Origin of the sequence: Micromonospora sp. NBC_00898 (assembly GCF_045207895.1) — a bacterium.
Lineage (GTDB): Bacteria > Actinomycetota > Actinomycetes > Mycobacteriales > Micromonosporaceae > Micromonospora.
In genome coordinates this window covers 5,885,584-5,906,369 of sequence record NZ_CP108775.1, presented here as the reverse complement: position 1 = coordinate 5,906,369, position 20,786 = coordinate 5,885,584, and the positions used below count along the sequence as shown (strand labels likewise).

General features: G+C 73.3%; 20 protein-coding genes and 1 tRNA gene. 13 read left to right on the top strand and 8 right to left on the bottom strand.

The annotated features are described in order from the left end of the window. The first annotated feature begins 55 nt into the window (after positions 1–55). Entirely contained in the window at positions 56–2,641 is a 2,586-nt protein-coding gene (locus OG799_RS28705) for an ATP-binding protein (protein ID WP_406039387.1), read from the top strand. A 247-nt stretch (positions 2,642–2,888) separates the two neighbouring features. Here OG799_RS28705 and OG799_RS28700 read toward each other — a convergent pair whose 3' ends face one another. Then, complete coding sequence (locus OG799_RS28700) at positions 2,889–3,398, bottom strand: MarR family winged helix-turn-helix transcriptional regulator (RefSeq protein WP_406039385.1); 510 nt, start codon at positions 3,396–3,398, stop codon at positions 2,889–2,891. Between the two features lie 101 nt (positions 3,399–3,499). Between OG799_RS28700 and OG799_RS28695 the strand changes: the two genes are divergently transcribed. Beyond that, positions 3,500–4,081, top strand: a complete 582-nt coding sequence (locus tag OG799_RS28695) for a YceI family protein (RefSeq protein WP_406039383.1) — start codon at positions 3,500–3,502, stop codon at positions 4,079–4,081. 253 nt (positions 4,082–4,334) lie between these two features. Then, positions 4,335–5,813, top strand: a complete 1,479-nt coding sequence (locus OG799_RS28690) for a glutamate--cysteine ligase (protein ID WP_406039381.1) — start codon at positions 4,335–4,337, stop codon at positions 5,811–5,813. A gap of 58 nt (positions 5,814–5,871) precedes the next feature. Here the strand turns inward: OG799_RS28690 and OG799_RS28685 are convergent, their stop codons facing one another. After that, positions 5,872–7,128, bottom strand: a complete 1,257-nt coding sequence (locus OG799_RS28685) for a hypothetical protein (RefSeq protein WP_406039379.1) — start codon at positions 7,126–7,128, stop codon at positions 5,872–5,874. A gap of 119 nt (positions 7,129–7,247) precedes the next feature. Here OG799_RS28685 and OG799_RS28680 point away from each other — a divergent pair, with 119 nt between their 5' ends. Both OG799_RS28680 and OG799_RS28675 read left to right on the top strand, forming a co-directional pair. Continuing rightward, positions 7,248–7,937 (top strand): PASTA domain-containing protein, encoded by a 690-nt coding sequence (locus OG799_RS28680; RefSeq protein WP_406039377.1) that lies wholly within the window; start codon positions 7,248–7,250, stop codon positions 7,935–7,937. A gap of 100 nt (positions 7,938–8,037) precedes the next feature. After that, the gene (locus OG799_RS28675) at positions 8,038–8,877 is read left to right on the top strand and encodes a PASTA domain-containing protein (protein WP_406039375.1); all 840 of its coding nucleotides are present in this window, start codon (positions 8,038–8,040) and stop codon (positions 8,875–8,877) included. 3 nt (positions 8,878–8,880) lie between these two features. Here OG799_RS28675 and OG799_RS28670 read toward each other — a convergent pair whose 3' ends face one another. Both OG799_RS28670 and OG799_RS28665 read right to left on the bottom strand, forming a co-directional pair. After that, the gene (locus tag OG799_RS28670; protein ID WP_406039373.1) at positions 8,881–9,330 is read right to left on the bottom strand and encodes a hypothetical protein; all 450 of its coding nucleotides are present in this window, start codon (positions 9,328–9,330) and stop codon (positions 8,881–8,883) included. A 100-nt stretch (positions 9,331–9,430) separates the two neighbouring features. Beyond that, positions 9,431–9,715 (bottom strand): hypothetical protein, encoded by a 285-nt coding sequence (locus OG799_RS28665; RefSeq protein ID WP_406039371.1) that lies wholly within the window; start codon positions 9,713–9,715, stop codon positions 9,431–9,433. A 632-nt stretch (positions 9,716–10,347) separates the two neighbouring features. On the opposite strand from OG799_RS28665, the gene OG799_RS28660 reads away from it, so the two are divergent. From OG799_RS28660 to OG799_RS28650, 3 genes are all read left to right on the top strand, one after another. Next, positions 10,348–11,229 (top strand): helix-turn-helix domain-containing protein, encoded by an 882-nt coding sequence (locus tag OG799_RS28660; protein WP_406039369.1) that lies wholly within the window; start codon positions 10,348–10,350, stop codon positions 11,227–11,229. Next, on the top strand, positions 11,199–11,420 hold the full coding sequence (locus OG799_RS28655) for a DUF397 domain-containing protein (RefSeq protein ID WP_406039367.1): 222 nt from the start codon (positions 11,199–11,201) through the stop codon (positions 11,418–11,420). Before OG799_RS28660 ends, OG799_RS28655 begins: the two co-directional genes overlap by 31 nt. A gap of 170 nt (positions 11,421–11,590) precedes the next feature. Next, positions 11,591–11,992 (top strand): hypothetical protein, encoded by a 402-nt coding sequence (locus tag OG799_RS28650; RefSeq protein WP_406039365.1) that lies wholly within the window; start codon positions 11,591–11,593, stop codon positions 11,990–11,992. On the opposite strand, the gene OG799_RS28645 is transcribed toward OG799_RS28650, so the two are convergent. From OG799_RS28645 to OG799_RS28630, 4 genes are all read right to left on the bottom strand, one after another. Continuing rightward, positions 11,960–12,559: a hypothetical protein gene (locus tag OG799_RS28645; RefSeq protein ID WP_406039363.1), complete on the bottom strand. Its 600-nt coding sequence runs from the start codon at positions 12,557–12,559 to the stop codon at positions 11,960–11,962. The genes OG799_RS28650 and OG799_RS28645 overlap by 33 nt on opposite strands. Positions 12,560–12,793: 234 nt before the next feature. After that, the gene (locus OG799_RS28640; RefSeq protein ID WP_406039361.1) at positions 12,794–13,600 is read right to left on the bottom strand and encodes a WecB/TagA/CpsF family glycosyltransferase; all 807 of its coding nucleotides are present in this window, start codon (positions 13,598–13,600) and stop codon (positions 12,794–12,796) included. Beyond that, positions 13,597–14,670: an NAD-dependent epimerase/dehydratase family protein gene (locus OG799_RS28635; RefSeq protein ID WP_406039359.1), complete on the bottom strand. Its 1,074-nt coding sequence runs from the start codon at positions 14,668–14,670 to the stop codon at positions 13,597–13,599. The genes OG799_RS28640 and OG799_RS28635 overlap by 4 nt, the downstream gene beginning before the upstream one ends. A 107-nt stretch (positions 14,671–14,777) precedes the next feature. After that, positions 14,778–14,863: transfer RNA gene (locus tag OG799_RS28630), tRNA-Leu, on the bottom strand. 209 nt (positions 14,864–15,072) lie between these two features. Here OG799_RS28630 and OG799_RS28625 point away from each other — a divergent pair. Genes OG799_RS28625 through OG799_RS28605 form a run of 5 tightly spaced genes read left to right on the top strand, consistent with a single transcriptional unit; the run spans position 15,073 to position 20,786 of the window. Then, positions 15,073–15,864, top strand: a complete 792-nt coding sequence (locus OG799_RS28625; RefSeq protein WP_200208939.1) for a DUF3662 and FHA domain-containing protein — start codon at positions 15,073–15,075, stop codon at positions 15,862–15,864. A gap of 6 nt (positions 15,865–15,870) precedes the next feature. Next, positions 15,871–16,356: an FHA domain-containing protein gene (locus tag OG799_RS28620; RefSeq protein WP_406039357.1), complete on the top strand. Its 486-nt coding sequence runs from the start codon at positions 15,871–15,873 to the stop codon at positions 16,354–16,356. Beyond that, entirely contained in the window at positions 16,353–17,768 is a 1,416-nt protein-coding gene (locus tag OG799_RS28615; RefSeq protein WP_406039355.1) for a PP2C family protein-serine/threonine phosphatase, read from the top strand. The genes OG799_RS28620 and OG799_RS28615 overlap by 4 nt, the downstream gene beginning before the upstream one ends. Positions 17,769–17,796: 28 nt before the next feature. Continuing rightward, a complete protein-coding gene (locus tag OG799_RS28610) occupies positions 17,797–19,284 on the top strand; it encodes an FtsW/RodA/SpoVE family cell cycle protein (protein WP_406039353.1) in 1,488 nt (495 codons plus the stop codon). Next, positions 19,281–20,786: a peptidoglycan D,D-transpeptidase FtsI family protein gene (locus OG799_RS28605; RefSeq protein ID WP_406039351.1), complete on the top strand. Its 1,506-nt coding sequence runs from the start codon at positions 19,281–19,283 to the stop codon at positions 20,784–20,786. Before OG799_RS28610 ends, OG799_RS28605 begins: the two co-directional genes overlap by 4 nt.

Genomic DNA, 20,786 nt, shown 5'->3' with positions numbered 1-20,786 from the left:
GGCTGGCCGACGATGACCTGCCGCCCGTCGCACCCGCTCCGTACTCTTCGTGCCCATGACTCCGGATCATGATCGTTCGCGGAGCCCGGGCGATCGTACCGTTTTGTCGGATCTGCTCCGTGGGTACCGGCTCGCCGCCGGCCTGACCCAGGCGGAGTTGGCGGCGCGGGCGGGCGTCGGGGTGCGGACCGTCCGCGATCTGGAGCGGGGCCGGTCGGTGCGCCCCCAGCGCACCACCGTCGAGCTGCTCGCCGACGCCCTCGGTCTGCCCCACGCCGCCCGGACGATCTTCCTCTCGGCGGCCCGGCCGTCGCCCGCCGCCGAGCCGCGCCCGGCCGGACGGCATCTCCCGGTCACCGGCCCCGGCGCCGCTGCCTCCGGTACGCCGATCGCGCTTCCGCAGCCGGTCCCGCTGATCGGCCGGGACCGCGACATCGCCGAAGTGGCCGCCCTGCTGGCCGCCGACCATCCGGTGGTGAGCCTGATCGGGTTGGCCGGTGTGGGCAAGACCGCGTTGGCCCTGTCGGCGGCCCACGCCGTCGCCGCCGACCACCCCGCCGGCGTGGCCGGGGTGCTGGTCGGCGCGGGATCCGACGCGGCGGACGTGCTCGCCGCCTCGGCCGCGGGCTTCGGGGTGAACCGACTGCGGGACCTGACCGGCCGGTTCGGCGGGCGACCGGCGCTGCTGGTGGTGGACGCGGTGGAACGGGCGCCCGACGCGGTGGCCGAGGCGCTGCGCCGGCTGCTCGCCGCGGCGCCGGACCTGCGGGTGCTGGTGACCGGGCGGCACCCGGCCGGCCTGCCCGGGGAGCTGGTTCGGCCGGTGGCGCCGCTGGACGTGCCACCGCCCGGGACGGTGCCGGCGGGACGGGCGGAGCTGGACCGGTGGCCGGCGGCGGCGCTCTTCACCGCCCGCCTCGCCCAGGTACGCCCCGAGCCGCCCGCCCCCGTCGAGCTGCCGGCCGTCGCGGCACTGGTCCGTCGGCTGGGCGGGCTGCCGCTGGCGATCGAGCTGATGGCCGCCCGTGGCCGGATCCTGGACGTCACCGAGCTGCTCGACCGGTACGGCCACCGGGTCCTCGACCTGGCCACGCCCGAGGATCGACCGGGCCGGGACCCGGCGGAGGGCGCGGTGACCCTCCGCGACGCGGTGGCGACCAGCTACCGCCTGTTGGCGCCCGGAGAGCGGGCGGCGCTGCGCCGGCTCTCCGCGTTCGGCAACCGGTGGTCGGTGGAGCTGGCCGAGGAGCTGCTGGCCGACGGCGGCGACCGGGCGGACGCCCTCCCGCTGCTGGACCGGCTGCTCGAACTCGGGCTGCTCAGCGTCCGGGGCACCGGCCCGTTCCGGTTCCGCCTCCTCGACGCGGTACGCGACTTCGCCACCGAGCAGGCCGGCCGCGAGGGGGAGTTGACCCGGATCCGGCGGCGGCACGCCCGGGTCGTCACCGGGCTGGTGGTGCGGACCGCGCCGGATCTGGCGGGCGCGCAGCTGGGCACCGCCGTGCACCTGCTCGACGAGGCGACCAGCGACATCACGTCCGCCCTGGCGCACGCCGCCGGCGACGATCCGATCACCGCGCTGCGGCTGGCGGCCGCGCTGCCGCGGTGGTGGCGGTTCCGGGGGCGGGACGTCTCCGGGCGGCGCTGGCTGCGCCGGCTGCTGGCCGATCCGCGGACCGCCGACGTCGATCCGGCGCTGCGGGCGTGGGCGCTGCTCGGGATGGCCCAGCTGGCCGCCGAGCACGGCGCGGGGGTGGAGGAGCTGCCGTCGGCGCGGGCCGCGTTGGACGTCTTCCGGGATGCCGGCGAGGTGTCCGGGGAACTGGCCGCGCGGTCGGTGCTCTGCGCGCTGCTGCACGCCACCGGCGGCCACGACGAGGCCCGGGAGCACGCCGAGGCGGTGCTGGAGCTGGCCACCCGGCACGGCCGGGTGCGGGACATGGCGGTCGCGCAGAACAATCTGACCTGGCACGACATCCGGTTGGGCGACCTGGCCGGGGCGCGGCGTCGGCTGGCCGCGGTGGACCGGCTGGCCGCCCAGTGCGGGGAGCGGCGGCTGCGGGTGCTCGCCCGCGCCAACCTGGCCGAGGTGGTCCGCCTGGAGGGCCGGTACGCCGACGCGGTGGCGCAGGGCCGGCGGGTGGCGACGGCGCTGGCGGAGCTGGGCGACCCGGGGCACCGCCGCCGGGTGCTGGGCACGGTGGGGTTGGCGCTGGCCCAGGACGGCCGGGTCGTCGAGGCGCTGGAGGTGGTGGTCGAGCTGCGGTCGGGGACGGCCGACTCCCCGGTGCCGGGGCAGCGCCGCCCGCCGCGGGGCGCGGGTGTCTCCGCCGCCCGTCCACGGGAGGACGCGGTGTGCGCGCTCATCGAGGGCTACCTGGCTCTCTACCAGGGTGACCGGGAGCTGGCGGCCGAGTGGTTCGCCGCCGCGGCCGAGGCGGGCGCCGACGGCCAGGACCGGCGGGACGTGGTGGAGGCGCTGGTCGGGCTGGCGGCGAGCACGGCGGACGTGACGGTGCTGGGTCGGCTCGACGAGGCCCGCCGGGCGGGCGGGGTCAGTCTGCTGCCGCAGGAGGAGGCGCTGCTGTACGCGTTGGTGGCACGTCGTACGGCCGGCGCCCGACGGGACGCGACCGACTGAGCGCGGCCCTCGTTCGGCCCGGGACGGCGTCTGCGGGCAGGTAGGCGCGGGGGTGGCGCGAGCGACAAAGCCCCCTGGTGTTGCCCCTCGCTCATCGCTCGCGCCGGCACCCCCCGGTGCGCCCCCGCTGACGGAAGACTATCCGCTCCTGCTGGGCGATTTGGCGGTTTTTGCGGCTAGATGGACCGGGGGTGAGCCGGTTCTGCCGGTCTTTCTGCCGGTAGGCGGCCGGGGCGGCGGATTCCGGTCAGGAGCCGGTGTCGACAGGTCCGTGAGTCGGTGCCGGGTCGGTGCTGCCGGCGGTCGCGCCCGGGTGGACCGCGTCACGGACCCGGCGCAGGCCGTCCAGGAGGGCCTCGAACGCGGCCGGTTCGAGCTGGCCGGTGAACCACTGCTCGATGATCCGCAGGTGCCCCGGGAGGGTCTCGTCCAGCCGGGCCAGGCCGGTGCTGGTGACCACCGCGTAGGAGCTGCGCCGGTCGGAGGGGCACGCCTTGCGGCAGAGCAGGCCGTCGCGTTCCATCCGGTCGACCACCCGGGTCACCCCGCTGGTGGAGAGCGTGGTCTGCGCCGCCAGGTCGGTCATCCGCAACTGCTTGCCGGGTGAGCGGGCGAGGCGGGTCAGCACCTCGAACTCGACCGGCGACAGGCCGTGCTCCTCGAACTGGGTGGCGAACCGGGCGGACAGCCCGGCGGCCGCCTCGTACAGGAGGCCGGTGGCGGTGATCCGGGGGTCGTCGAACACGTTCTGGTCCACGCGCCCATCCTAGCAGTACTTGACAACGGGAATATTGCTGTGCCTATAGTTGCTTAGTCAGTCGTTGGGCTACTAAACAATCTCCCCTGGAGGACAGCACCATGACCAGCAGCACCGAATCGGTTACCCGCAACTGGGAGGGTCTGACCATCCCGGCTGCCGGCACCTACCTGCTGGACGCGGCTCACAAGCGGGTCGGGTTCGTCGCCCGTCACATGATGGTCAGCAAGGTGCGCGGCGAGTTCGCCGACGCGTCGGCCACGATCACCGTGGCGGAGGACCCGATGCAGTCCTCCGTGACCGCGACCATCCAGGCGGCCAGCATCCACACCGCAATGGCCGACCGCGACGCGCACCTGCGCAGCCCGGAGTTCCTGGACGCCGAGGCGTTCCCGACCCTGGAGTACCGCAGCACCGGCGTGAAGTCCCGCTCCGGCAACGAGTTCGTCCTCTCCGGTGAGCTGACCATCAAGGGCGTCACCCGCCCGGTCGACCTCGAGGTCGAGTTCGAGGGTGTTGGCCGCAGCCCGTTCGGGCAGGACATCTTCGGTTTCTCGGCGAGCACCGAGATCGACCGCGAGGAGTTCGGCCTCACCTGGAACGTCGCGCTGGAGACCGGCGGCGTCCTGGTCGGCAAGAAGATCAAGATCGAGATCGAGGGCGAGGCCGTCCGCCAGGCCTGATCCCCCCGTACGAACCGACGGGCCCGCGCTGTCCCATGCGCGGGCCCGTTCGCGTACGCCCGTCGGGTGCGAATTGTCACGACTCCCGCCGCGCCGGCCACCGGTGGTCCGGACTTCCGCTGGGTAGAGATGCCGCCGGGAGCGCACTGCGGGGCCGGACCCCTGGTTCGGACACCCGGACGCTCTTACCGTGGATGTTCACAACGCGCTCCGGAACGGTACGGTTCCGTTGCGCCGCGCGCCGGGAGGACACATGGGCAGGGACGTCGAGCAGGGCGCCTTCTCCCGGGAGGACCGGGTCCGCTACCGGCACAAGGTCCGGCGGTGCCTGGACGTCTTCGCGCTGATGCTGGACGATTTCGGGTTCGACGCCGACCGCCCGATGACCGGACTGGAGATCGAGCTCAACCTGGTCGACCCGGCCGCCGAGCCGGCCATGCGCAACGACCAGATCCTCGCCGACATCGCGGACCCGCTCTTCCAGACCGAGCTGGGGCAGTTCAACCTGGAGCTGAACGCGTCGCCCCGGCTCATCGAGGGCACCGGCTTCGGCGACTACGAGCAGGACCTGCGTAGCAGCCTCAGCCGCGCCGACGAGCGGGCCGCCAAGTCGGACGCCAGGATCGTCATGGTCGGCATCCTGCCCACCCTCACCGAACGCCACCTGGTCGCCGACAACCTCTCCACCAACGAGCGCTACCGGGTGCTCAACGATCAGATCGTCGGCGCCCGGGGCGAGGACATCGAACTGGACATCCGCGGGGTCGAGCGACTGCAGACGCACACCGACTCGATCGCCCCCGAGTCGGCCTGCACGAGCCTCCAGTTCCACCTCCAGGTGGCGCCGGACAGCTTCGCCGACTACTGGAACGCCTCCCAGGCCATCGCCGGCGTCCAGGTCGCGGTCGGCGCCAACTCGCCGTTCCTCTACGGCCGGCAGCTTTGGGCGGAGACCAGGATCGCCCTCTTCGAGCAGGCCACCGACACCCGCCCGGACGAGCTCAAGGCCCAGGGCGTACGCCCCCGGGTCTGGTTCGGCGAACGCTGGATCACCTCGATCTTCGACCTCTTCGAGGAGAACGTCCGGTACTTCCCGCCGCTGCTGCCGATCTGCGAGGACGAGGACCCGGTCGAGGTGCTGCACGCCGGCGGGGTGCCCGAGCTGAGCGAGCTGCGGCTGCACAACGGGACCGTCTACCGCTGGAACCGGCCGGTCTACGACATCATGAACGGCCGCCCGCACCTTCGGGTGGAGAACCGGGTACTGCCGGCCGGTCCGACCGTGGTGGACATGCTCGCCAACGCCGCCTTCTACTTCGGGCTGGCCCGCGGGCTGGCCGAGTCGGACCGGCCGATCTGGAGCCAGCTCACCTTCAGCTCCGCCGAGGAGAACTTCCACGCCGCCGCCCGCCGTGGCCTGGACGCCGTGCTGCACTGGCCCCGGCTGGGCGAGGTCCCGGTGGCCAAGCTGGTGCTCGACGTCCTGCTGCCGAAGGCCGCCCAGGGGCTGGACCGGTTCGGCGTCGGCCCGGCCGAGCGGGACCGGCTGCTCGGCGTCATCGAGCAACGTTGCCGTACCGGTCGCAACGGCGCGGTCTGGCAGACCGAGACCGTCTGGGCGGCCGAGCGGCACCGTGGCATGGACCGGGACGCCGCGCTGCACCACATGCTCCAGCGCTACGCCGAGCTGCAACGCGGCAACGAGCCGGTGCACACCTGGCCGATCGACTGACCCGCCGGGTCCGCGCCACGCCGGCTCCCCCGGCGGTACGACCAGCCGCTCGGCGGGATCAGCGGGCGCGGCGGCCGGGTCGGGTCTTCGGGCCGGTGCTCGGCCTGGTCGCCGGGCCGCTCTCCGGCTCGTCGGGTCCGGTGGCCTCCACCGACGCCGGCGGGACGTCCGTCGCCTTCCGAGGGGAGGGGATGCTCGGTCCGGCGGTCGTTGTCCCGGATGGTGCCGCCGAAGAGCCAGGTGTCCCGGTGTCCACCCCGGACGCCGGGTCCGCCTCCGGCGCCGGCTCTCCGGTGCCCGTCGCCGCGTCGGACGTCGTCGACGCCGCGCCCAGTGGCAGGTCGAGGTCCTCCCGGCCGGTGCCGGTCGAGAGGTCGTCCGGCCCGGCGGTGCGCTGCCGTGGCAGGGCCACCCCGGTCGGTGCGGCGTCGCGGCGCTCGGACCGCTGGGCGAGCGCGGCCACCAGCACCGAGCCGCCCACCCCGGCGATCACCGCGTACGGGGCGATCAGGTGCGCCGAGACCTGCTCGGCGGCGAACGCGGCGAGCCTCGGCACGGCCAGCAGGTACGCCACCGCCACGAGCAGCGGGCCGGCCGCGCCGGACGCCGCCGCCCCGATGCGCCGCTCCGGCAGCCGCGCGGTACGCCGAGCGGCCAGCGCGCCGATCACCAGCGCGGAGCCCATCGCGAGGAGCGCCCCCGGCCAGTAGAAGTAGTCCCGGATCCAGAACCGTTCGCTGTCCGCGCTGATCTGCCAGATGCCGAGCTGCGCGCTGGCCAGGCCCCGCCCGGCGAGCACGCTGTCGACCACCGAGACGACGGCGAGCAGCCAGAGCCACGCGGTCGTGGCGATCAGGTTGGTGGCGGCCGCCCGGGAGTGCAGCGCCCAGGTCGCCACCACCACGCCGACCAGCAGTCCGACGGCGGCGTAGCCCGCGGCGACGGTCTGCGGGGAGAAGGTGTCCGGCACCCGCGCCGCGCGGGCCGGTACGGCGACCAGGAGCACCGTGATCAGCGCGCCGACCGCCCCGGCGACGGCCAGGGTGACCTTCCGCAGCGTCCCGCCCGGCTCCTCGTCCTCGCCGCCCCGTTCCCGCAGCCGCTGGGCGCAGACCGCGCCCGCGACCACGGAGGTGGCGGAGATCCAGGTGGCCCAGGCGAGGCTCGCCACCCACGCCGCCTCGACCGTCGCGGCCTCGGCTGGCGTCCAGTCGATGATGCCCAGGCCGTAGCCGAAGCCCAGCTGCGCCGCGCCCGCACCGGCAGCGACGCCGATCGCGGTAGCGACCGATCCTCCCCAGCCCCGTCTGGCCATGCCCGGGAGCGTAGCGTCCCAGGGTCGGCTCGGCGAGTCGTGGCGGGCAGCCGGGACCGGCCGCGGCCGGGGGTTTGGTGGCGGCGGCTACGGTCGCCCCTGATGAGGCGGTGGACGCGATGACGGACGGGTACCCGGAGCGGCAGACCTCACCCGGGCAGGCTGACCCGGGGCCGGACCGGGCCAGGTTGCTGCTCGGCGGTGGCCTCGCGGTGGCGCTGCTGGCCGTGATCGGCGCCAGCGGCGGCTGGATCCTCGCCGGCGGCGACTCCGGTGCGAGCGACCGGCCGGTCGCGGCGGTGACCACCGTGCCGGCCCCGACCGAGGCGACGCCGCCCACCGACGCGCCCCGCACCACGCCCCCGGTGACCCGGACGACCGCGCGGGCCACCCCAGCCGGGCTGACGGTGCCGGAGTTGGTCGGCGTTGATTTCGAGGACGCCCGCCGGCAGTTGCACGAGCGGAAGCTCGGCTGGCGGCTGGTCTTCGGCGCGGGCGCCGGCCGGAACGTCGAGCGCACCTCCCCGGAGCCCGGTACGCCGGTGCGGCGGGGCGTCACCGTCACCCTGTGGGTGGCCGGCCCGGCACCGGCTCTGGCCGTACCGGACCTGGTCGGCGACGACTGCGCAGCCGCCGCCGACGACCTGGTCGAGGCGGGCCTCTACCCGCGCTACCGCACCGGTCGGCGCGGCAGCGTCACCGCGCAGGCTCCGGTCGCCGGCACCCGGGCCCGGTGGAACGACCCGGTCACCCTCGTCTGCGGCGACCCGCCGTCGAGCCCGCCCGCCAGTCCGGCACCGACCCCCTGATCGACGGCTCGCCGCGCTGATCCCCGCCGATGGCCGTCCGGACCGCTAACTTGGATGATCGAGGGCCAGGGCGCCCGCCCCGGTGGGGAAAGGACGTGCCATGAGCGACGACCGCCTGGAACCACCCGCCGGGGACGACGCCGACGCCACCCGCGCGCTGCCACCGAACCGGGGCGACGACGCCGACGCCACCCGCGCGCTGCCGCGGGACGGTGGCGCGGACGACGCCGACGCCACGCGGAGGATGCCGCCGACCGGCGACGCGACCGGCCGGACGGCCCGGGCGGGTGGGGCCGCGGAGCGGCCGGAGTCCGGGGAGGCCGCGACCGCGCGGCAGCAGCCCGTCGACCGGACCGCGCCCCTGCCGGCCGCCTGGTCGGGGCGGGCCGGGGTGCCACCGCCCCGACCGGTGGGCTACCAGGAGGCAAGCACCGAGTGGTACACCGAGGAGCAGGCCGGCCGGCGCTGGTGGATGCCGATCCTGCTGGGCATCCTCGCGCTGTTGCTGATCGCGTTGATCGGGGTGGGCGTCTGGCTGGCGCTGCGGGCCGCGGACCGGGGTCCCGAGCCCTCCCCGTCGCTCACGCCCGGGCCGACCACCGCGCCGGCGACTACCGCCGCGCCGACCTCGGCGGCGCCGAGCACCGAGCCGCCGACCAGCCCGCCCACCACCACGGCGACGGCCCAGGTGCCGATGCCGCTGCTGGTGGGACTCCCGGAGGCGGCCGCCCGGGCGGCCCTCGACCGGCTGGGCGTGGACTACCGGGTGGTGACCCGGCCGTCGGACCGGACGGCCGGCACGGTGATCGAGACCGACCCGCCCGCCGGCGCGCCGGTGGCCGAGGGCGACCACGTCACCGTCGTGGTCGCCGAGGCCGCGGCCCCGACGACCGGCGCCGGCACTCCCACGCCCGCCCCCTCGGCCAGCGCCACGCCCTGACCCTCACCACTGCCGTCGTCTGGTGCCGACCAGGCCGAGCCCGGCCAGCGAGATGGCGAGCCCGAGGAGTCCGGAGTAGAACAGCGACCGGCTGAGGTCGTCCGTCGTCCGTACGCCGGTCGAGCCCGTCGCTCCCTCGGCCACCGCGCCCTGCCCGGCCCCACCGCCGGCCTGGTCCGCACCGGTGCCCGGCGGCACGCCCAGGGCGCCGGCCCCCGGCCGACCGACCCAGCCCGGCTCGTCCGGCTCGTCGGGCGGTGCGGAGCCCTCCCCGACCACGGTGATCTCCGGCGCCGGTACGGGCTCGGTCAGCTGCTGGGTGGAGGAGAGGGCGGGGTGGTTGACCGCGACCGCGAGTGCGGTCGCGGCGCCGAGGAGCGCGAGGAGCCCGAAGGCGTAACCGACACGGGACCGGTGGTGCCGCCGCGCGGCGGGCAGATTGACCATGGCCATCCCAGGTTCAGGGTCCGGGACGCGCGGGGTGGAGACTTCGCCGGGGTGGGCGTACCGATTCTATGGCGGCGGCACGCCGCCCGACCTGGCAATCGCGGTGTCAGCCCACCCGAACCGGGGTCCGGGCGACCGGCCGCCGGGTGCGTACGGTGTGCGGGCGGGGCACCGGCGCGACCTCGGTTTGCATCAGCCCGGAGGACTGCACGAAGATCGACCGCCGGTTGACCGCGTCCCCCGCCGCGTTCAACTCGTAGCCGTCGAGCCACAGCCAGCCGTCGTAGGTGGGCCAGTCGAGCACCCTGATCACCCGGAACATGATGGGTCGAAGGAACTGGACACTCGCCGCGCGAGTCACGTGCAGTACGTCACCGGAGCGGGGAAGCACATCGGCTCCTGGGGAGGGTCGGCCGGCGGGCGAGCCGGCGGAGGCTGATCGGGGGAAAGTTCGGGCCCGGTGTCGGGGTCGTGCCTCGTGGACCGGCTGATCAGGTTTCGGTGCTGGTCGGGCCGTACCCGCGGTGGCGCGCCGCCACCCGACCATCACCCGGCTGCTCCCGGTACCGCTCCCGCCGCCGCAGCCGTCGGGCGTGCAGCGGCGGGGTCCTCACCCCCGGGGCAGGTCTCATCACGCCAGCTCGGGCCGGCTCACGCTCCCTCGACCGCCGACCGGTGGGAGCACCACGCCGGGAGATCAAGCGGAGACGGTGAGTAACCCGTGCCATACCGACAGAGTGCATCAGCGGCGTGCTTCATGCAAGTTGCACCGCGACTTTTGCCGATACGGGAGCAGGACACGTGAACGACATGCTTGATGACCTCGCCATCGGGGCGGCACACTGGACGCCGGTTTCGCCCGTCGCGGCCGGTCGATGACCGGCACCACCCCTGCCGCGAACGATCGCCCGCCGTACCACGGTCGCGCCCCCGGCGGGGGTCGAACCGGGCGTGATCGACCGGAGGTGGCCGGGTGAGCGCGAGGGGCCGGGGTTCCCGCACCACGACCCGCGGAGCGGCGTCGTGAGCGAGCGGCGCAGCCCCACCATCCGGCGTCGTCGCCTGGGGGCGGAACTCCGCCGCCAGCGGGAGTCCGTCGGCATCACCATCGAGACGGTCGCCGAGCAGCTCGAGTGCTCGGCCTCCAAGATCTCCCGGATCGAGACCGGCCACACCACCGCCACCCCGCGCGATGTGCGGGACATGCTCCGGATCTACGGGGTGGTCGGCGCCGAGAGCGACGAGCTGGTGCAGATCGCCCGGGAGGCCCGGCAGAAGGGCTGGTGGCACCCGTACAGCACGGTGCTGGTCGGGGCGTACGTGGGGCTGGAGGCGGCGGCCAGCTCGATCCGGGCGTACGAGCAACAGGTGGTGCCGGGCCTGCTGGAGACCGAGGAGTACGCGGGGGCGATGATCCGGGCCGCCCGGCCCGACTTCACCGCCGACCAGGTCCACCAGCGGGTGCGTGTCCGTCTGGGTCGTCAGTCGTTGTTGACCCAGGACGATCCGGTCGATCTGTGGGTGGTGCTCGATGAGGCGGTGCTGAGCCGGCCGGTGGGCGGCGACGCGGTGATGCGTGGCCAGCTCAAGCGGCTGGTGGAGGTGGCCGAACTGCCGAACGTGACGTTGCAGGTCCTGCCCTTCGAGGTGGGCGCGCACGCCGGCATGGACGGGACCTTCACGATCCTCAGCTTCCCCGAACCGAGTGATCCCGATGTCGTGTACGCGGAGAACGCCACGGGTGGGCTCTTCCTGGAGAAGAGCGACGAACTGCAGAAGTACAGCTTCATCTTCGATCACATCCGAGCAGCGGCCATCCGCCCGGAGGAATCCATCGCACACATCGCAAAACTGGCAGAGGAGCCACTGTGGAAATGGCGACCAAGGAGTTCCCCGTGGACCTGACGCAGGCGACCTGGTTCAAGAGCTCGAAGAGCGGTCCGAACTGTGACAACTGCGTGGAGGTCGCGTACGTGACCGGGGTGGTCGGCGTCCGGGACTCGAAGGACAAGACGGGCCCAGCCCTGGTCTTCGCCCCTGGTGACTGGCACGCCTTCGTCACGGGTGCCAGGGACGGTGTGTTCGCCCGGGCCTGACCCGGCGACCCCGACTTGGAAAGCGTGGTCCCGCCCGGCGACGTCGCCGGGCGGGACCATTCCGTCCATTCAGGCGCCGTGCACGCCGCCGGCGCGGCTCACCCGTCGCCACAGCCGCTCCGCCTCGTTGAACCGCACGGATCGGCAACCGAGCGAGGCAGGCGAGACGGATGACGACGATCGGTTCAGAGAATCTCGGCAACGGCCCGGGCAAGCCGGAGCGGTTCGGCGGCAAGTACCGCGGGGCGCGCCGGGACACCGTGCTCACCGAGGTGGTCTCCGCCGACAACGACCTGGGCGGCCGGGACGCCGCGCCACCGGAGCAGGCCGGCCCGCCGCTGTCCCTGCCGTCGCTGGACCCGAACCCGCTCACCGAGCCGTCGTTCCCGCCCACCGGCTGGCCGCCGGAGCCCGCCGAGTCCCTGGTGGACCACCCCCTGCTGCGCGGGCTGCTGATGGAGCTGCCCCCGAAGGGCAGCGTCCCGCCGCCCGGCTGGCTGGACCGCTGGTTCGAGGCGACCCGGGCGATCCTCGAACTGCTATACGTGCAGGGGGCCGGCCGCTCGCGGTGAGGCGACGGCCGCCGGCATCGCCCGCTCGGCGAGCCGGTTGTGCCGCAGCGCGTGGCGTACCCCGATCGCGGCGATCCCCAGCGTGCCGACGGTGACGGCGGCGCCGGTCGGGCCAGCGCCGGTGAAGAGGTCCAGGCCCGCGGCCGAGACCACCGCCGGGACGGTCGCCAGGGCGGTGACCTGCAGCGGCAGCCCGACCAGCGGGTGCGCCGCGGCGGCCCGCAGGCCGTGCGGGGCGGGGGTCTCCGGCGCCCGGGCGAACGCCCCCGCGCCGGCCCGCAACCGCCGGACCCGCCGGACTGTGCAGACCGCGACCACCAGCGCCGGGGCCGCCGCGAGAGCGAGACCGGCGCCGGCCCGGTCGAGCCGCGTGTCGCCCGCGCTCTGCAGGCCCGCGAGCAGCACCGTGGTCGTCAGCGCCAGGCCGGTCAGGGTCAGGGCGGACAACCATCCGGTACGCCGGCGGAGCGCGCGGGCGCGGTCCAGCCGGGGCAGTCCGTCCGCGACGACGCCGGCGGCCACCCAGACGGCGGCGACCGGGAGCAGCACGATGAGATGGTCAGCCATGCCGTCAGCCTGGCCCAGTTCGACGTCCACCGAATCCAGGCCCACCCCCGGTCCGCCCCGTATGTCGTCCCGTAGGGGGCATCCCACCGGTGCTATTGCGGATTCGGCATGTTCCCGCCGACCTGGCTTCCGGCCTAGCCTCATCTCGACACCGCGCGAGCGGTCCGAAGCCAACCTTCCCACCGGCGTCCGGCGGTCACCCCCACGGGTGACCGCCGCACGTCGTGCCGGGGATCAGACGGCGAAGCTGGCCGGGCGGTCGGTGGCCGGCGGCGGCGGGGTGGCCTTCCACAGGCCGGTCTTCTGCGCGGCCAGGCGGGCCAGGTAGGCCGGGTTGAGGATGACGTACCGACGCCAGAGCCGCATCGGCTCCAGGCCGAGCCGCCAGAACCACTCCAGCCCGGCGCGCTGCATCCACGGCGGCGGGTTGCGCAGCAGGCCGGCGTGGTAGTCGAAGGCCGCGCCGACCGCCATCAGCGGCATGTCCAGCAGCGGCCGCATCGCGTACGCGAAGACCTCCTGCCGGGGGCAGCCCAGCCCGACCAGGACGAGCCGGGCACCGCTGGCCCGGATCCGGTCGGCGATCTCGGCGTCCTCGCCGGGCTGCGCCTGGCGGAACTTCGACGGCTCGACGCCGGCGATCTTCAGCGCCGGGAACTTCTCCTCCAGCGCCGGGATCAGCCGGGCCAGGGTCTCCTCGGTGGAGCCGTACAGGTAGACCGGCAGCCCTTCGTCAGCGCAGCGGGCGAGCACCCGGAGGGTGAGCTCCGGGCCGTACACCCGGTCGGTGAGGGCCGCGCCGTGCAGCAGGTTGAGCGCCCAGCGGACCGGCTGGCCGTCGGGGGTGACCACGTCGAACGAGTTGAGCCGGGCGTTGTGCGCCGGGTCGAGCACCCCGGTCATCACGCCGTGCACGGCCAGCGCGGTCAGCGCCAGCGGGCGGCGCTCCCGCGCCGCGGTGACGACCGCCTCGGTGGCCGCGGCGTAGTCGGTGGCGTCGACCAGCACGCCGAGCACGTTCCGCTTGGTGCCGGTGGTCATGCCTGCGGCACCCACTTGTCCACGTTGGCCTCGTAGATCTCGCGCGCGATCATCGGCACGTCGTAGACCTGCTTCCAGTCCGGGTAGTCGGCCTGGAACGCCTCGTTCGAGCCGATCCACCACTTGTGGTCGCCGATCCGGTTCGCATCGACGTACTCGGTGATCATCTCCTGGCCGGTGATCTGCTCGGCCAGCGCGAACGCCTCCCGGTTGGAGGTGTTGGAGTGCCGGCCGCCGCCCAGGTTGTAGACCGCCGCGGAGCGCGGGTTGCGGAAGAACGCCTCGAACGCGGAGACCACGTCCGAGCTGTGGATAGCATCGCGGACCTGCTTGCCCTGGTAGCCGAAGATCTTGTACGTCCGGCGCTCCATGTTCGCCCGCATCACGTAGCCGAGGAAGCCGTGCAGCTCGGTGGCCGAGTGCGCCGGGCCGGTCAGCGTGCCGCCCCGGAAGCAGGCGGTCTTCATGCCGAAGTAGCGGCCGTACTCCTGCACCATCACGTCGGCGGCGACCTTGGAGGCGCCGAAGACCGAGTGCAGGCAGGCGTCGATCGACATGTCCTCGCGGATGCCCTGCTCGTACGGGTGCCCCGGCTCGATCTCCCAGCGCGTCTCCAGCTCCACCAGGGGGAGGCTGTTCGGCCGGTCGCCGTAGACCTTGTTGGTCGAGCAGTGGATCACCGGCGCCTCGATGCAGTGCTCGCGGACGTTCTGCAGCACGTTGAGGGTGCCGCCGGCGTTGACGTCGAAGTCGGTGAACGGGTCGCGGACGGCCCAGTCGTGCGACGGCTGCGCGGCGGTGTGGATCACCACGGCGATGTCGCGGCCGTAGCGGGCGAAGAGCTTCGTCAGCGCGTCCCGGTCCCGGATGTCGATGCTGTGGTGCGAGTAGGCGGCACCCAGCTCGTCGGTCAACCGGCGGACGTTCCAGGCGGTCGACGCCTCGGCGCCGAAGAACTCCTGCCGCATGTCGTTGTCGATGCCGACCACGTCGAGCCCCAGGCCGGCGAAGTGCCGGACCGCCTCGGAGCCGATCAGACCGCCCGAGCCGGTCACCAACGCGACAGTCACACGCCACTCCTGGTCAGTAGGAGGCAGGGAAACCATCGGAGCATAGCGTGACGTCCGGCACGCCCCGATACGACGCGAGGGCCCCGCAAGTTGCGAAGCCCTCGTGATGGTGGGGAAGGGGGGAGTTGAACCCCCACGTCCTTTCGGACACACGGACCTGAACCGTGCGCGTCTGCCATTCCGCCACTTCCCCGTGGCTTGACCTGCAACACCGTATCCCATCGCGGTCCCGCATCCTGCGGCGGGTGCCCGGACATATTACGCTGTCACCGGTCATCGCCACGAGCGATCACCGCTCGTGGCGGACGAAACTGTAGCACGACCCGAGGGGTCCGTTCGAACGGACCGCCGGCGGCCGGCCGAGCGGCATGTGAGCTGCGAGGGCGGTGTCCAGATACCATCATTGCCTCGGGACCCGAGGAGGAGCCGGTGAGCGTGCTGCAACGCTTCGAGAAGCGTCTGGAAGGCCTGGTAGAGGGAGCCTTCGCCAAGGTCTTCAAGGGGGTTGTCCACCCCGTGGAGATCCTCAACGCCATGCAGCGGGAGGCCGAGGCGCACAAGGCGATCCTGGCCGGTGGGCGCACGTTGGTGCCCAACCGCTACGTGATCGATCTCTCGCCGTACGACCACAGCAGGCTGGCGCCGTACGCCGCCGCACTGGCCCAGGAGCTGGCCCAGTCGCAGGCGGAGTTCATCGGCGAGCAGGCCTGGACGGTCTACGGCGACGTGATCGTCGAGATCGAGCGCGGCGAGGGGCTGGACACCGGCATGTTCCGGGTCACCGCCGAGGTCTACACCGGCGGCGACGTCGCCCCGGTCTCCGCGCCCGGCGGCTACGACGCCGGCCCGCCGGCGTACCCGGCGTACGACCAGGGCGGCGGCTACGGCCCCCCGCCCGGCCAGGGCGGCGGTCGCAACGTGCGGCTGGTCTCCGGCGACGGTCGCACCTACCCGCTCCAGATGGGTTCGACGGTGATCGGCCGCGGTGACCAGGCCAACCTGCGCCTGCCCGACGTCGGGATCTCCCGGCGACACGCCCGGCTGGACTTCGACGGCGGCCAGGTCGTGCTGACCGACCTCGGTTCCACCAACGGCACGATGGTCAACGGCCAGCGCGTCTCCGCCGTCGCCCTCAACCCCGGCGACATGATCCAGCTTGGCACGACCACCCTGACCTTCCGCGTGGACGGCTGACCCGCCTTGCCGGAACTCGTCATCACCGTCGCCCGGTTCGGGTTCCTCATCCTGCTGTGGATCTTCGTCTTCACGGTGGTCGGCGTCATCCGCCGGGACCTGTTCGCCGGGGCCCGGTCGGGTCGGTTGGTGGCCGCGCCGCGCGCGGTCGGCGCCTCGACCGGGCAGGCGGCGAAGCCGGCGAAGGTGAAGCGGGGCAGGGCCGCCCACCAGCTGATCGTCACCGCCGGCCAGCTGGCCGGCACCCGGATCACCCTCGGTGAGGCCCAGATCACCATCGGGCGCGCCGAGGACTCCACGCTGGTGATCACCGACGACTACGCGTCCGCGCGGCACGCCCGGCTCATGCCGCGCGACGGGCAGTGGTTCGTCGAGGATCTCGGCTCGACTAACGGCACCTATCTGGATCGCGCTAAGGTCACCGGACCAACCCCCGTCCCCCTCGGCGTGCCGATCCGGATCGGCCGCACTTCTCTCGAATTACGGCCATGACTCTGACCCTGCGCTATGCGGCCCACAGCGACCGCGGTCTGATCCGAGACGGTAACCAGGATTCCGTCTACGCCGGGCCGCGGCTCCTCGCCGTCGCCGACGGCATGGGCGGTATGGCCGCCGGTGACGTCGCCAGCAACATCGTCATCGGTGCCATGGCGCCCCTCGACGAGGACGTCCCAGGTGACGCCCTCGTCGACGCGTTGCGTTCGGCCGTGGGCACCGCCAACCAACAACTCCGCGACACCGTGGACGCCAACCCGCAGCTGGAGGGGATGGGCACCACGCTCACCGCCACCCTCTTCTCGGGCAGCAAGCTCGGCATGGTCCACATCGGTGACTCGCGGGCCTACCTTCTGCGCAACGGCGAGTTCGCGCAGATCACCAAGGACGACACGTACGTCCAGATGCTCGTCGACGAGGGCCGGATCAGCGCCGAGGAGGCGAGCAGCCACCCCCAGCGCTCGCTGCTCACCCGCGCGCTGGACGGCCGCGACATCGACCCGGAGTACAGCGTCCGCCAGGTGCTCCCCGGCGACCGGTACCTGATCTGCAGCGACGGGCTCTCCGGCGTGGTCAGCGCGGACACCATCGGCGACACCATGCGGGAGTACACCGACCCGCAGCAGTGCGTCGAGCGCCTGGTGCAGCTCGCGCTGCGCGGCGGCGGTCCGGACAACATCACGGTGATCATCGCGGACGCCACCGACCAGGACATCGTCGAGGCGTCCCCGATCGTCGGCGGCGCCGCGGCCCGGGACCGGGGCATGGCCACCTCGGCCGACGTCTCCACCCCGGCGGCCCGCGCCTCGGCCCTGTCCGCCCCGCGCCCACCGGCCCCCGAGGAGCCGGCGGACAACCGGGACGACGAGCCGGAAGGGCGCCGGCACCGCCCGCTGCGCAGCGCGGCGATGCTGCTCGCGCTGCTGGTCATCCTCGGCGGCGGCCTGTTCGCCGGGTGGAGCTACACCCAGCGGCAGTACTACGTCGGCGCCACCGAGGAGGGGCAGCTCGCCGTCTTCCGCGGCGTGCCCGGCCAGATCGCCGGCCTCGACCTGTCCAGCGTGCACTCCACCAGCGGCGCCAAGCTGGACGACCTCACGCTCGCCGCGCAGGAGCAGGTCAAGCAGGGCATCCAGGCCAAGAGCGAGCCGGACGCGCAGCGTCGGCTGGCCGAGCTGACCAGCGACGACCCGGCGAACCCGAACCTCAAGCCGATCTGCCCGCCGAGCCCGTCGGCCGGCGCGGTCACGCCGACGCCGACCGGCACCGCCTCGGCGGTGGCCCCGGCCGTCAGCGCCACCGGCCGGCCGCCGGTCACCCCCACAGTCGCGCCGACCACCACGCCCGACGCCGTCCCCTCCGACACCCTCCCGCCGGCCGACCCGGCGGGCTGCCGGTCGCCGGAGTGAGCGTCGGCTCGACACCGAGGACTCATCCGTGACCGCAGCCGCCGTACCGGCAGCCTCGCCCGCCTCGACGGGCGAGCAGCCCGGCGTACGCCTGGCCCGGTCCCGGCGCAACGCCGAGCTGTCGCTGCTGCTGCTCGCCATGGTCCTGGTGGCGGCGTACTCGGCGACGGTCGAGGCGAACGTGCTGGACACGGTCACCCCGGACTTCTGGATGCCGGCCGCCGCGCTGGGGCTGGTCTTCCTCGGCCTGCACCTGGTGATCCGGTGGCTGGCGCCGTTCGCCGACCCGGCGCTGCTGCCGGCGGTCGCCCTGCTCAACGGCATCGGCGTGGGCTTCCTGCGCCGGTACGACCTGGCCAAGGCGGCCCCGGTGGACCGGGAGACGCTGGCGATCTTCGCCGGTACGGGTGGCCGGCAGCTCGCCTGGACGCTCGCAGCGGTGGTCCTCGCCGCCGGCCTGCTGGCGATCTTGCGGGACCACCGCTCGTTGTCCCGGTACGCGTACACCCTGGGCCTGGCCGGCATCGTGCTGGTGATGATCCCGGCGGTGCTGCCCGCCCGGTTCTCCGAGATCAACAACGCCAAGCTGTGGATCCGGATCGGCGGCTTCTCGATCCAGCCGGGTGAATTCGCCAAGCTCGCCCTGCTCGCCTTCTTCGCGTACTACCTGGTCCGCAAGCGTGAGGTGTTGTCGCTGGCCAGCCGGCGGGTGCTCGGCATCGACTTCCCGCGCGGGCGGGACCTCGGCCCGGTTCTCGTGGTCTGGATGATCAGCCTGCTGGTGCTGGTCTTCGAGAAGGACCTGGGCACCTCGCTGCTCTACTTCGGCATGTTCGTGGTGACGCTCTACATCGCCACCGAACGGGTCAGTTGGCTGCTCATCGGTCTGATCCTCTTCTTCGGCGGCGCCTACCTGGCGTACGTGCTGGGCAGCACGGTCGGGGGTCCGTTCCTCAACTTCTACGACCGGGCGCAGATCTGGCTGGACCCCTTCGCCGAGCCGTACGACCGGGGCTACCAGCTGGTGCAGGGCCTGCTCACGCTGGGCACCGGTGGCCTCTTCGGCGCCGGCCCGGGCGGCGGCCAGCCGACCCTTTTGCCCGAGGTGCAGACCGACTTCATCTTCGCCGGCATCGGTGAGGAGATCGGCCTCTTCGGCCTCTCCGCGCTGCTCGTGGTCTATCTGCTGGTCGTCGAGCGGGGCCTGCGGGCGGCGCTGGCGGTGCGGGACTCGTTCGGCAAGCTGCTCGCCGGCGGTCTCGCCTTCACCCTGGGCCTGCAGGTCTTCGTGATCGTCGGCGGGATCAGCAAGCTCATCCCGCTGACCGGCCAGACCACCCCGTTCCTCTCCGCCGGCGGCTCGTCGCTGATGGCGAACTGGCTGCTCATCGCGGTCCTGCTCCGCGTGTCCGACGGTGCGCGCCGGCCGGTCACCGGCGGCGGCCCGGCGGCCCGCCCGTCCGGCGGCCCGCCCGAGCAGCTGCACGGTGCCCCCACGGAGGTGATCCGGCCGTGAACGCACCCCTGCGTCGCGTCGGCGTGGTCGTCATGATCCTTTTCGGCCTGCTCTTCGCGAACCTCAACTGGATTCAGGCCTACAAGGCCGACGCCTACCGCAACAGCGACTACAACGGCCGGGTCCAGGTGGCCGAGTACGAGCGCAAGCGCGGCAACATCGAGGTCGGTGGCACCGCGTACGCCCTGAGCAAGGAGACCGGCGGCAAGCTGAGGTTCCTGCGCACCTACCCGGGCGGGGAGACGTACGCGCACGTGCTCGGTTACAAGCCGGTCAACCTCGCCGAGACCGGCATCGAGCGCACCGAGAACGACTTCCTCGCCGGCACCAGCGACCAGCTGATCGCCAACCGGGTGAAGGACATGTTCACCGGGGACGAGACCGGCGGCGGCAACGTGCTGCTCACCCTCTCCAAGCGGGCCCAGGACACGGCGTTCAAGCAGCTCCAGGACAACCAGGTCGGGGCGAAGCGGGGCGCGGCCATCGCGATCGACCCCCGGACCGGGGCGGTGCAGGCGCTGGTGTCGATGCCGAGCTTCGATCCGAGCCCGCTGGCCAGCCACGACACCAACGAGGCGGCGGCGGCGTACAACCGGCTGGAGCAGGACCCGGACAAGCCGCTGGCCAACCGGGCCCTGTCGGAGACGCTGCCGCCCGGCTCCACCTTCAAGATCGTGGTGGCCGCCGCCGCGCTGGAGAATGGCCTCAGCAAGGAGACCAGGATTCCGGCCGGGCAGAGCTGGACCCCGCCGACGTCCGGCCAGCCGATCAAGAACGCGGCGGACTCGATCTGCCCGCAGGACCAGGTGACGCTGATCCAGGCGGTCACCGAGTCCTGCAACACCGGCTTCGCCCAGCTCGGTGTGAAGCTGGGCGCGGACAAGGTCAAGGAGAAGGCTCGCCAGTTCGGCTTCGAGCAGGGCGACCTGACCGTCGGGCAGCTCAACGAGGGCGGCCTGCCCGTCGCGGCCAGCCGCACCGGCGACATGACCGCTCCGGGCGGGGCCACCGACCCGGCAGCCCTGGCCCAGTCCTCCATCGGTCAGCGCGACGTACGGATGACCCCGCTCCAGGGCGCGCTGGTCGCCGCCTCGGTCGCCAACGGCGGCAGCCAGATGCGTCCTTACCTGGTCAAGCAGTTGCTCGCCCCGGACCGCACGACCAGCTACTACACCGCCAAGCCGCGCGAGCTGCGCCGGCCGGTCAGCGGCCAGGTCGCGAACGACCTGCGGGACATGATGGTCAGCGTGGTCCAGAACGGCACCGGCAAATCGGCCGCCATCAACGGCTACACAGTCGGCGGCAAGACCGGCACCGCGCAGTCCGGGCCGAACACGCCCGACCATGGCTGGTTCATCGGCTTCGCGCTGGACAAGAACGGGAACCCGGTCTCTGCGGTCTGTGTCGAGCTGGAGCAGGCGGGCAGCGGCGGCAGCCATGAGGCCGCCCGGATCGCCGGCAAGATCATGCAGGCGGCCATCGCCGATTCCGGGGGCCGCTGA